5 protein-coding genes and 1 pseudogene are annotated in these 12,554 nt (G+C 63.4%); 3 read left to right on the top strand and 3 right to left on the bottom strand.

The genetic code is table 11. The features are described 5' to 3' along the window. Window positions 1-101 precede the first annotated feature (101 nt). The 3 genes and pseudogenes from ACVOLL_RS18175 to ACVOLL_RS18165 all read right to left on the bottom strand — a co-directional run bounded on the left by ACVOLL_RS18175 (window position 102) and on the right by ACVOLL_RS18165 (window position 5,071). Window positions 102-3,266 carry a multidrug efflux RND transporter permease subunit gene (locus ACVOLL_RS18175; protein WP_481514161.1) on the bottom strand — a complete coding sequence of 1,055 codons (3,165 nt, stop codon included), beginning with the start codon at window positions 3,264-3,266 and terminating at the stop codon, window positions 102-104. Between the two features lie 24 nt (window positions 3,267-3,290). Continuing rightward, a pseudogene (locus ACVOLL_RS18170) lies at window positions 3,291-4,460 on the bottom strand (efflux RND transporter periplasmic adaptor subunit); the annotation flags it as partial. Then, on the bottom strand, window positions 4,460-5,071 hold the full coding sequence (locus ACVOLL_RS18165; protein ID WP_481514160.1) for a TetR/AcrR family transcriptional regulator: 612 nt from the start codon (window positions 5,069-5,071) through the stop codon (window positions 4,460-4,462). The gene ACVOLL_RS18165 and the pseudogene ACVOLL_RS18170, both read right to left, overlap by 1 nt. 297 nt (window positions 5,072-5,368) lie before the next feature. Here ACVOLL_RS18165 and ACVOLL_RS18160 point away from each other — a divergent pair, with 297 nt between their 5' ends. From ACVOLL_RS18160 to ACVOLL_RS18150, 3 genes are all read left to right on the top strand, one after another. After that, on the top strand, window positions 5,369-10,351 hold the full coding sequence (locus tag ACVOLL_RS18160; protein ID WP_481514159.1) for an NAD-glutamate dehydrogenase: 4,983 nt from the start codon (window positions 5,369-5,371) through the stop codon (window positions 10,349-10,351). 295 nt (window positions 10,352-10,646) lie between these two features. After that, window positions 10,647-11,411: an NAD kinase gene (locus ACVOLL_RS18155; RefSeq protein WP_481514158.1), complete on the top strand. Its 765-nt coding sequence runs from the start codon at window positions 10,647-10,649 to the stop codon at window positions 11,409-11,411. Window positions 11,412-11,509: 98 nt separating this feature from the next. Beyond that, complete coding sequence (locus ACVOLL_RS18150) at window positions 11,510-12,454, top strand: 5'-nucleotidase (protein WP_481514157.1); 945 nt, start codon at window positions 11,510-11,512, stop codon at window positions 12,452-12,454. The last annotated feature ends 100 nt before the right edge of the window (window positions 12,455-12,554 follow it).

Genomic DNA, 12,554 nt, shown 5'->3' with positions numbered 1-12,554 from the left:
GAGCCATGCTCGGCAGAACGTTCCCGGTAATGCCTCTGCCGAGCATGGCTCGGCACTACAGGACATCCAAAAAAAGCCCCGGCAGTGCCGGGGCTTTTTGGTCAGCGGTCCTTCTGTACCGCGTGCACCTTGTGCTGTTCGATGAACTCCTTGGACTGTTCGTCCAGCTTGTCACCGAGCATGCGCCGCACGCTCACGAAGAACAGTGGAATCAGCAGCACACCGATCACGGTGGCGAACAACATGCCGCCGATCACGCCGGTACCCAGCGAATGACGGGCGTTGGCGCCGGCACCGGTGGAGATGGCCATCGGCAGCACACCGAGGATGAAGGCGAATGAGGTCATCAGAATCGGGCGGAAACGCAGATGCGCCGCTTCGATGGTCGCTTCACGCAAGGTCTTGCCGGCGGCACGCTGTTCCACAGCGAACTCGACGATAAGAATCGCGTTCTTCGCTGCCAGACCAATCACCGTCACCATGCCGATCTTGAAGTACAGATCGTTCGGCAGGCCGCGCATCAGCGAGAACACCACTGCACCGAGGATGCCGATCGGCACCACCAGCAGCACCGACACCGGGATCGACCAGCTTTCATACAGCGCGGCCAGGCACAGGAACACCACCACGATCGACAGCACCATCAGCAGCGTTGCGGCATTGCCGGCGAGGATTTCCTGATAGGACATGCCTGACCAGTCGAAGCCGAAGCCTGCCGGCAGGTCGTCATGCACCAGCCGTTCCATCGTGCTCATGGCTTGACCGGAGCTGCCGCCCGGTGCCGGCGCACCGACGATGTTGACTGCCGAATAGCCGTTGTAGCGGTTCAATGCCGGCGGTGCATAGATCCACTCGGATTTGACCACCGCGCTGAGCGGAATCATCGCCGGCTGGCCGGTTGCATCCTTGCTCAGCGAGCTCGGTACGAAATAGCTGTTCAGCGATTCCGGACCGGTGCGATAAGCCGCGTCGGCCTGCATGTTGACGCGCTTGATGCGGCCACCATAGAAGAAGTCGTTGACGTAGACCGGTGCCAGCATCATCTGGATGGCGGTATACACGTCATTGACCGACACGCCCATGGCCTGGGCCTGCACGCGATCAACCTTCAACTGCAGCTGCGGTGCATTTTCCAGGGTGTTGGGACGTACGCCAGTCAGCGACTTGTCCTGGCTGGCGGCTCCCAACAAGGTGTTGCGCGCATCCATCAACGCATCCTGGCCCGCACCAGTACGGTCCTGCAGCCACATGTCGAAGCCGCCGAACTGACCCAGGCCCTGCACGGTTGGCAGGTTGACGAAGAAGATCTGTGCATCCTTGATGCCGTAGGCCTTCTTGTTCATTTTCTGGATGAACTCGGGCGCGGTTTCCTTGCGCTTGTCCCAGTCCTTGAGGCGGACGAAGGCCATACCTACGTTTTCGCCGGCACCGATGAAGCTGAAACCGGTGATCTGCATCAGGCCTTCAAAGGCTTCCTCGTCCTGCAAGGTGCCCAGCAGCTGATCGAACACGGCGCTGGTACGGGTCTTGGTGGCACCCGGCGGCAACTGCACGATGGCCAGTGCATAGCCTTGGTCTTCTTCTGGCAGGAAGCTGCCCGGCAGGCGGGTGAACAGGAAGCCGCACAGTACCAGCAGCAGGGCGAACACCATCAACCAGCGCGGGGCGTGCTTGATGACACCACCGACGGTGCCGACATAGCTCTTTTCCAGCTTGCCGTAGTACTTGTTGAAGGTGCGATAGACCCAGTTCGGGTTGTCGTTGTGGGTGGGCTTGAGGAAGGCCGCACACAGCGCCGGGGTGAAGGTCAGCGCCAGCAGGGCGGAGAAGCCCATCGCCATGGCGATGGTCAGTGCGAACTGCTTGTAGATCTCACCCGAGGCACCCGGCTGCAGTGCAGACGGAATGAATACCGCCGCCAGCACCACGGTGATGGCAACCACCGCGCCGGTGATCTGGCCCATGGCTTTCTGCGTCGCCGGCTTCGGATCGAGTTTTTCCTCGGTCATGATGCGTTCGACGTTCTCGATGACGACGATGGCGTCATCAACCACGATGCCGATTGCCAGCACCATTGCGAACAGGGTCAGCTGGTTGATGGTGAAGCCAATGGCCAGCATGCCCATGAAGGTGCCGAGCAGGGCGACCGGGATCACCAGGGTGGGGATGATGGTGGCGCGGAAGTTCTGCAGGAACACCAGCATCACCAGGAACACCAGGATGATGGCCTCGACCAGGGTGTGGACCACTTCCTCGATCGAGATGGTGACGAAGGTGGTGCTGTCGTACGGGGTGAACCAGCTCACGCCGGGCGGGAAGCTCGGGGCCAGCTCGTCCATCTTCGAGCGCACGGCTTCGGACACGTCCAGCGCATTGGCACCCGGCAGCAGCTGGATGGCGAACACCGCCACCGGCTTGCCGTTGTACTTGGTGTCAAAGCCATAGTTGGACGCACCGAAGGAAACCGTGGCGACATCCTTCAGCTTGACCACGCTGCCGTCGTTGTTGGCCCGCAGGATGGTGTTCTCGAACTCTTCCGGCGAACTGTAGCGGCCTTCGGCGGCTACGGTGGCGGTGAATGCCTGGCCGTTGGGCGCCGGGTCGCCGCCCACCGAACCGGCAGCGAACTGCAGGTTCTGGGTGCCGATGGCGTTGTACACGTCGGTAGCCGACAGGTGATAGCCCTGCAGCTTTTCCGGGTTCAGCCACACGCGCATGGCGTATTCGGAACCGAACTGCTGGGTGCTGCCAACGCCGGGAACACGCGAGACCTGTTCCAGCACGCGCGCGCCGACGATGTCGTTCAGCGCGTCACGGTCAACCGTACCGTCATCCGAACGCACGCCGATGGCCATCAGGAAGCCGGCGTTGGCCTTGGCTACCACCACGCCCTGCTTGGTCACTTCCGAGGGCAGGCGCGGCGTCGCCAGCGACACCTTGTTCTGCACCTGCACCTGGGCGATGTCGGCATCGGTGCCGCTGTCGAAGGTCAGGGTGATGGTGACGCGGCCGTTCGATGACGAAGACGAACTGAAGTACATCAGGTTGTCGATGCCGGTCAGCTGCTGCTCGATCACCTGGGTGACCGACTTCTCCGCGGTGGACGCACTGGCGCCCGGGTAGTTGGCGGTGACCGTCACCTGCGGTGGCGCCACGCTGGGGTAGGACTCGATACCCAGGTTGAGGATCGAGATCACGCCGCCAAGCGAGATCAGGATCGCCACCACCCAGGCGAAGACGGGATGCTCGATGAAAAATTTAGGCATGACGGAGTCCCGTTATTCCTTCTTTGCCGGGGCTGCCGCAGGCGCGCCAGCGGCGGGCTTGGCGGCGTCGGGCTGCCATGGCTTTGCCGTGGCAGCTGCGCCTTCCTTGACCTTCTGCACGCCCGAAACAATGATCTGGTCGCCAGCAGCCAGGCCCGAGGAGACCAGCCAGTTGCCGCCCTGCTGGTTGTCCAGGGTGACGTTCTTGCGCACGACCTTGCCGTCCTTGCCGACGATCAGCACGTAGCCGCCCTGGGTGTCACGCTGCACAGCCGCCTGCGGAACCAGGAAGGCATTGTGGCGCTCGCCCAGGTTGGCCTTGAAGCTGACAAACGAACCCGGCAGCAGGATGTGGTCCGGGTTGGGCAGCTGCGCACGCAGCGATACCGTGCCGGTAGCCGGATCAACCGTGGTCGAGGAGAAGTCCAGGGTGCCTTCGTGCGCATAGGCGCTGCCATCGGGCAGGTTGACCTGCACGGTGGTCTTGCCGTCGCCGGCCAGTGCCACCGCGCCCTTGTCCTGGGCTGCGCGCAGCAGGCTCAGTTCGTCGGCGGTCATCGAGAAGTTCACATACAACGGGTCGATCTGGTCGACGGTGGTCAGCAGGGTTACATCACCCTGGCCAACCAACGCACCTTCGGTGACCTGCTGCTTGCCGGCCTGGCCGGCGATCGGCGCGGTAACGCGGGCATAGCCGAGGTTGATGCGGGCGGTGGTGACCGCAGCTTCGGCCTGCTGTACGGCGGCGGCGGAAGAGCGCTCGGCGGCCTCGGCACTGTCCAGGTCGGACTTGGATACATAGCTCTGCGGTGCCAGCGAACGGGCGCGGTTGGCGGTGGCGCGGGCGTTGGCATAGGTTGCGCGGGCCGAAGCCAGTGCGCCTTCCGCTGATGCCAGCGCGGCCTGCAGCGGTGCCGGGTCGATCAGGAACAGCACCTGGCCTTCCTTGACCGCACTGCCTTCTTCATAGACGCGCTTCTGCAGCACGCCGGCCACGCGGGCGCGGACGTCAGCCGACCGGAACGGCGACAGACGGCCAACCAGTTCGCGCTGCAACGGCAGGGTCTGCGGTTTGGCGTCGACTACGCCAACCTCCTGCGGAGGCGGTGCGGCTTGCTCCTGCGGTTTTTTACAGGCGGCAAGGCTCAGTGTCGCTGCACAGGTGAGAGCGAGAAGACGCAGTGGGGCGGTCATCAGGAGAAACTCCGGGTGTTGTTTTTATTTGGAGCTGCGGCGGCTTCATACATAGACGCAAAGGCGCGTAGGAAACCGTCGGTGGCAAATTCGGCCCAGCGGCGACGCTGTTGTGGATCATCGCGGTATGGGGTGTGAAAGCGCTGTCGTTCAAAGTCCTGGCCTGCGATCATGCTGATCAACAGCTCGGCCATGAAATGCGGGTCGTCATGCTTGAGGCGCCCGCGCTGCATCTCGGTTTGCATCCATTCAGCCACATGGTTGCGGAGGGCTTCGTTGCTTCCCTGGTACATGAACTGTGCTTCGTCGCGGAATTCATGCACGCTGGCACCGATCAGCTGCGCGGTACGGCGGACATTGGGCTTGTTGCGATGCTCAAGGTAGCCGATGGCAAAGTCGAGCACGGTTTCGTGCAACGGTTTTTCTTCACATACGGATAACGCTGCCGTCGCGGTGGACACGTGCAGCTGCATCGCCTGCCGCAACAGCTCACGCTTGCTGCCGTAGCGGCTGTAGAGCGTCTGCTTGGAACAACCCGCCGCCGCTGCTATCGAGTCCATACTCAGGTGTATGCCCTGTTTGGCCAATAGCTCACGCACCGCTTCGAGCACGCGCTGGTCACGCGCGTCGGTTGGCGCGGGAGTGGCAGAGGGGGTTTGCATAAGCGGTGGACTATACCGTCCAGTTCAGAAACACCGCAACGTAATTCGTCTTTCACTGTGCCCGGTGAGGGAATGAGATTCAGGTGGCGGACATCGTTTACTGATCGTCTATCAGTGAAACCGTGGCTGTTGCTACCGTTGGACAGCAAATTGCGATGCAGATAATGCGGCCCTGCAGCAAGGTTCTTTTTGTTACCAGCGATACAATCGCGGTTTCTCCAAACGAGCAACACCCAAAGCTCTGCCATGAAATCGCAAAACAGTGCTGCCAAGTCCGTAAAGACGAAATCCAAACCAGCTGTGAAGCAGAACATCGCCGAAGCTGGCCTCTCGCTAGAACCGGTATTTGCAGCCTTGCGGAAGCGTTATCCCGCTGCGGCCGCGCAGGCGCAGGCAGTGGCATTTGCTACGGCGTTCTACAAGCGCATGGAAGCCGATGAGTTCACGCTGCACTCGGCCGACGATTGGGCTGTGCTGGCTGCGGGCATGCTGGAGTTCGCCCGCACCCGCAAGCCGGGCAAGGCCAACGTGCGCGTGTTCAACCCGGCGCTGAAGGCCGACGGTTGGGAATCGGCACACACCGTGCTGCAGATCGTCAACGACGACATGCCGTTCCTGGTGGACACGGTGACGCTGGCACTGGCCGAGCAGGGTATCGGCGTGCACGTGCTCGGCCATCCGGTGATCAGCATCGCGCGCGACAAGGCTGGCAAGCTCAGCGGCGTGGGCGAGGGCAAGCTGGAATCGGTGATGCTGCTGGAGATCGATCGCCAGCCGGCCGATGCGCTGGATGCCGTTGCCAAGCGTGTCAGTGGCGCGGTGGAAGACGTGCGCGCCATCGTCAATGACTGGCAGCCGATGACCGACAAGGCGGTGGCGCTGGCTGAAGACCTGGGCAAGCGTCCGTTGCCGGTGAGCAAGGCCTCGCGCGCCGAAGCACAGGAATTCCTGCGCTGGGCCGCCGACAACCATTTCACCTTCTTTGGCTACCGCGAATACAAGGTGGAGAAGAAGGGCAAGGAAGAAGTGCTGGTCGCCCAGAACGGCACCGGCCTGGGCCTGATGCGTGGCAAGGACACGATGGTCGCGCGCCCGGTCAAGGGTTTGGCGGCTGAAGGCCTGAACGCCACCAGCAGCCTGCACGACGCCCTGATCCTGACCAAGACCAATGCCCGCTCGCATATCCACCGCGGCGGCTACATGGACTACATCGGCGTGCTGGAATTCGACGCCAAGGGCAAGATCATCGGCGAGCAGCGCTTCCTCGGCCTGTTCACCTCCAGCGCCTACAACCGCCGCCCGTGGGAAATCCCGCTGGTGCGCCAGCGCTATGAAAACGTGATGGCACGTTCGGGCCTGAGCCTGTCCAGCCACAGCGGCAAGGCACTGCGCCACATCCTGGAGTCGCTGCCGCGCGAAGAGCTGTTCCAGTCCAGCGAGGACGAGCTGTTCCGCACCGCCATGGGCGTGCTTGGCCTGCAGGAGCGCGTGCGTAGCCGCCTGTTCCTGCGCCGCGACAAGTTCAGCCGCTTCATCTCGGCGCTGGTGTTCCTGCCGCGCGAGCGCTTCAACACCGACGTGCGCCTGCGCGTTGAAAGCATGCTCAAGGATGCCCTGCAGGGCGAATACGTCGACTCCAGCGTGGTGCTGGGCGACTCGCCGCTGGCGCAGGTGCACCTGATCGTGCGTCCCAAGGCCGGGCAGAGCCTGGAGCTGGACGTGGAGGGCATGGAGAAGCGCCTGGCCCACGTGCTGCGCAACTGGCAGGACGATCTGCGCGAAGCGTTGGTCGCCAGCCACGGCGAAGGCGAAGGCCTGCGCATTGCCTCGCGTATCGGCAAGGCACTGCCGGCCGGTTACATCGAGGACTCCAGCGCTGAAATCGCCGCGGCCGACGTCGCCCAGCTGGATGCATTGACCGGTCCGGACGATCTGCGTCTGAGTCTGCAGGCAATCCGTCGTGACGAGGTCGATGGCCTGCGTCTGAAGCTGTACCGCCAGCTGGAAGACATTCCGCTGTCCGACGTGCTGCCGATGATGGAAAACATGGGCCTGCGCGTGATCGCCGAGCGCCCGTACAAGCTGATGGTCGACGAAGCGCCGGTCTACGTGCAGGACTTCGAAGTCGAATCCACCATTGGTGCGATCGACCCGGCCAGCGCCAATGCCGCCTTCAGCGATGCCTTCGCCCGCGTCTGGCACGGCGATGCCGAGAACGACGGCTTCAACCGTCTGGTGCTGGGCGCCGGTCTGGATTGGCGCCAGGTGTCGATGCTGCGCGGTTACTGCAAGTACCTGCTGCAGATCGGCGTGCCGTTCTCGCAGGCCTACGTGGAAGGCACCTTCAACCGCTACCCGCTGCTGGCGCGCCTGATCGTGGAGCTGTTCGAAGCCCGCTTCGAGCCGACCCCGTCTGCTGACAAGGCGGTGCTGGACGCGCAGCTGGCCCAGTTCAAGCAGCTGGCCGGTGACGACGCTGCCACCCTCAAGCTGCTGGACGGCGTGGTCAAGGCACGCAAGAGCGACCGTGCCGCGCGCATGGCGCTGGTCCACGAAGTGCTGATCAAGCTGCTCGACGGCGTGTCCAGCCTGGATGAAGACCGCATCCTGCGCAGCTTCATCGGCGTGATCGAAGCCACCTTGCGCACCAGTTATTACATGGTCCGCAAGGACGGCGTGCGTGCCGATGGCGGCCCGGCCGACTACATCAGCTTCAAGTTCGACGCCGCCAAGGTGCCGGACCTGCCCAAGCCGCGCCCGTACCGCGAAATCTTCGTGTGCGGCCCGCGCGTGGAAGGTACCCACCTGCGCTTCGGCCCGGTTGCCCGTGGCGGCCTGCGCTGGTCGGACCGTCGCGAAGACTTCCGCACCGAGGTGCTGGGCCTGGTCAAGGCACAGATGGTCAAGAACACCGTGATCGTGCCGGTCGGCTCCAAGGGCGGTTTCTTCGCCAAGCAGCTGCCGGACCCGGCGGTGGACCGTGATGCCTGGTTCGCCGAAGGCGTGGCCTGCTACAAGCGCTTCATCAACGGTCTGTTGGACATCACCGACAACATCGTCAACAACAAGATCGTGCCGCCGCAGGGTGTGGTGCGTCATGACATGGACGATCCGTACCTGGTCGTCGCTGCCGACAAGGGCACCGCGACGTTCTCCGACACCGCCAACGGCATCGCCCGTGCGCACGGTTTCTGGCTGGACGACGCGTTCGCCTCCGGCGGCTCGGTCGGTTACGACCACAAGGGCATGGGCATCACCGCACGTGGTGCGTGGGAGTCGGTCAAGCGCCACTTCCGTGCGCTGGGCCGCGACTGCCAGAAGCAGGACTTCACCGTGGTCGGTGTCGGCGACATGTCCGGCGATGTGTTCGGCAACGGCATGCTGCTGTCCGAGAAGATCCGTCTGGTCTGCGCTTTCGACCACCGCCACATCTTCCTCGACCCGAACCCGACGGCTGCCAGCTCGTTCAAGGAACGCGCGCGCATGTTCAAGGTGCCGCGTTCGAGCTGGGCCGACTACGACAGCAAGCTGATCAGCAAGGGCGGCGGCATCTACCCACGTTCGCTCAAGTCGATCGAGATCACCCCGGAAGTGCGTGAAGCACTGGGCATCGACGCCGGCATCAAGGCGATGAACCCGACCGACCTGATCAATGCCGCGCTGAAGGCACCGGTTGACCTGCTGTGGAACGGTGGCATCGGTACCTACGTCAAGTCGGCGACCGAGACCAATGCCGATGTCGGCGACCGTGCCAACAACGGCCTGCGCGTCAACGGTGGCGAGCTGCGCTGCAAGATCGTGGGCGAGGGTGGCAACCTGGGCATGACCCAGCTCGGCCGCATCGAAGCTGCGCAGGTTGGCGTGCTGCTCAACACCGACTTCATCGACAACTCGGCCGGTGTGGATACCTCCGACCACGAAGTCAACATCAAGATTCTGCTCAACGACGTGGTGCGCGCCAAGAAGCTCACCGTGGAGCAGCGCAACAAGCTGCTGGCCTCGATGACCGACGAGGTGGGCGAGCTGGTGCTGATGGACAACTACCGTCAGAACCAGGCACTGAGCCTGATGGAGCGGATGAGCAGCAAGCGTCTGGGTTCCAAGCAGCACTTCATCCGTACGCTGGAGAAGCAGGGCCTGCTGGATCGCCAGATCGAATTCCTGCCGTCCGATGCCGAGCTGTCGGCACGCAAGCTGCGTGGCCAGGGCCTGACCCGTCCGGAGCTGGCAGTGCTGCTGTCGTATTCCAAGATCGTCGCCTTCCAGCAGCTGCTGGAGTCGGACATCCCGGAAGACCCGTACCTGTCCAAGGAGCTGCTGCGTTATTTCCCGCAGCCGTTGCAGAAGAAGTACGCCGACGCGATGGACCGTCACCGCCTGAAGCGCGAAATCATCGCCACGGCCGTGACCAACCAGACCATCAACCGCATGGGTGCCACCTTCCTGATGCGCATGCAGGAAGACACCGGCCGCACCGTGGCCGAGGTCGCCAAGGCCTACACCATCAGCCGTGAAACGCTGGACGCACGTGCACTGTGGACGCAGATCGACGCGCTCGACGGTACCTTGCCGGAAGCGGTGCAGGTGGACGCACTGGAAGTGATCTGGAAGCTGCAGCGCTCGTTCGTGCGTTGGCTGCTGACCCGTCCGGGCGCGATGCCGGGCATCACTGCTGCGGTGGATCGTTACCAGGGCCCGTTCAACGACATCCGTGTCGCCTCGGGCGTGCTGCCGGATTCGCAGCGCCCGGCCTATGAGGCCAGCGTTGTGGCATGGAAGGAAAAGGGCTTGCCGGCAGCATTGGCACAGCAGCTGTCTGAACTGCAGTTCCTGGAGCCGGCGTTCGACATCATTGAACTGGCGCGTCCGCGCAAGCTCAAGCCGGTGGACGTGTCCAAGGTCCACTTCCGCCTTGGCGAAGCCCTGCAGATGCCGTGGCTGTTCGAGCAGATCGACGCGCTGGAGGTCAACGGCCGTTGGCATGCCGTTGCCCGTGGCGTGCTGCGCGACGAGCTGGCTGCGCATCAGCGTGCACTGGCTGGCCAGGTGCTGTCGATGAAGGGCGCGACCGCCGAGGCCAAGGTGGCTGCGTGGTTGGGCCGTGATGACAGTGGCCTGCGTTTCACCCTGGCGATGCTGGCCGAGCTGGCTGAGCAGAAGACGCTGGACTACCCGACGGTGTCGGTGGCGGTACAGCGTTTGGGCCAGTTGGCTGCGCACGGCGCTTAAGCCGGTAGGTTTTTGTTTTGGAGAACGGGCCCGAGAGGGCCCGTTCTTTTTTTTTGGTTAAGTCAAAAGCTTGCCCTCACCCCAACCCCTCTCCCGCAGGCGGGAGAGGGGCTTAAGCGCCGCGAGCGCAAGCATCCTGTGCAATTGCCGTTGTAGCCCCTCTCCCGCGCGCGGGAGAGGGGTTGGGGTGAGGGCAAGCTCTTGGCTTTGGCCTTCAGTTTCCAAGCAAACGAAAGCACCAGTCAGCACACCAGCAGGTTATCCTCGCCCTCCAAGCCGAACCGAAGACGCGCCCGTGTCCCCCCGAATCGCTTTCCTCGCCAGCACCGTCGAGACTGCCCAGCAGGCCCGCGTCAGCCTGGCTGCCCGCTATGGCGATCACAACCCGGAAGACGCGGATGTGATCTGCCCGTTGGGCGGCGACGGCTTCATGCTGCAGACCCTGCATCGCCATGGCGGTAAGGGCAAACCGGTGTTCGGCATGAAGCTGGGCACCGTCGGCTTCCTGATGAACCACCATCGCGAAGATGATCTGATCGAGCGCCTGGCCCTGGCCGAACCGGCATACCTCCGACCGCTGGAAATGATCGCCCAGACCGAGTCCGGTACCACCACCGGCTCGCTGGCCTACAACGACGTATCGCTGCTGCGGCAAACCCGCCAGGCCGCGCACATCGGCATCGACCTCAATGGCCAGCAACGGGTGGAAGAACTGATCTGCGACGGCGTGCTGGTCTCCACGCCCGCCGGCAGCACCGCGTACAACTACTCGGCGCATGGCCCGATCCTGCCGCTGGGCTCCAACACGATTGCCTTGACCCCGCTGGCCCCGTACCGCCCGCGTCGCTGGCGTGGCGCCATCCTCAAGGCCGAGACCGAAGTGCGCTTCCGCGTGCTCGATCCCTATAAGCGCCCGGTCAGCGTCACCGCCGACTCGCACGAAACCCGTGACGTGGTGGAAGTGACCATCCGTGAATCGCGCGAGCGCCAGGTGACCTTGCTGTTCGACCCTGAGCACAACCTGGAAGAGCGCATCCTGAGCGAGCAGTTCATGGTTTGAGGGCGGGGATCGGGGCTGGCGGGATTCGGGATTGGGGGAAGCGCTCTGCTTCCGGGTAGACTGGGTCCCGTTCCTTGATCGTATTGGGTTCATCGTCCATGGGTGACAACACTCCCCGGCTTCTCACCGTTGCGGTTACTTCGCGCGCACTGTTCGACCTCGAAGAAGGCCATGCCCTGTTCGAACGCGAGGGTCTTGAGGCCTATGCCGCCTACCAGCGGGCGCACGAGGATGATGTGCTCAAGCCTGGCGTTGCCTTCCCGGTGGTGCGCAAGTTGTTGGCACTCAATGATGGTGCACCGGTGGAAACCCCGCGCGTCGAGGTGATCCTGTTGTCGCGCAACTCCGCAGATACCGGCCTGCGCATCTTCAACTCCATCCAGCACTACAAGCTGGATATCGTGCGCGCCACCTTCACCGCCGGCGAGCCGACCTGGCCGTATGTAAAGCCGTTCGGCACCGACCTGTTCCTGTCGGCCAACCCGGATTCGGTGCGCCGTGCCCTGGTCAACGGCATCGCCGCAGCGACGATCCTGCCGCAGAGCGCGCAGGACGTTGCCACTGCGTCGGCTGCCGCGACCGATACCGGCCGCTCCAAGACCCAGCTGCGCATCGCCTTCGATGGTGACGCGGTGATCTTTGGTGACGAAAGCGAACGTATCTCGCGCGAGCAGGGCGTGGAGGCATTCGGCCGCCACGAACGCGAGCGTGCGCACGAGCCGCTCAGTGGTGGCCCGTTCCGCAATTTCCTGTCGGCATTGCATGCCTTGCAGGCGGCGTTCCCGGCCGGCGAAGCCGCACCGATTCGCACCGCGCTTGTGACCGCACGTTCCGCACCTGCGCACGAACGCGTGATCCGCACCCTGCGCGAGTGGGGTGTGCGGTTGGACGAAGCGTTGTTCCTGGGCGGCCGCCACAAGGGCCCGTTCCTGGAAGCCTTCGGTGCCGACATCTTCTTCGACGACTCGCAGCACAACATCGACAGCGCACGTCAGCATGTGGCTGCAGGGCATGTGCCGCATGGTGTAGCCAATCCGGATTGAACCGGTTGTTTATAGGAGCGGCGTAAGCCGCGAAGCTGGTGACAAGACCGAATGCATACTGCCTGCAATGGCAGCCAATGCCGCTTCGGCAACATTTGTG

This window comes from Stenotrophomonas sp. STEN035 (assembly GCF_056759935.1).
Note: the sequence above shows the minus strand (reverse complement) of the source record. Positions and strands in the feature narration are given on the sequence as shown.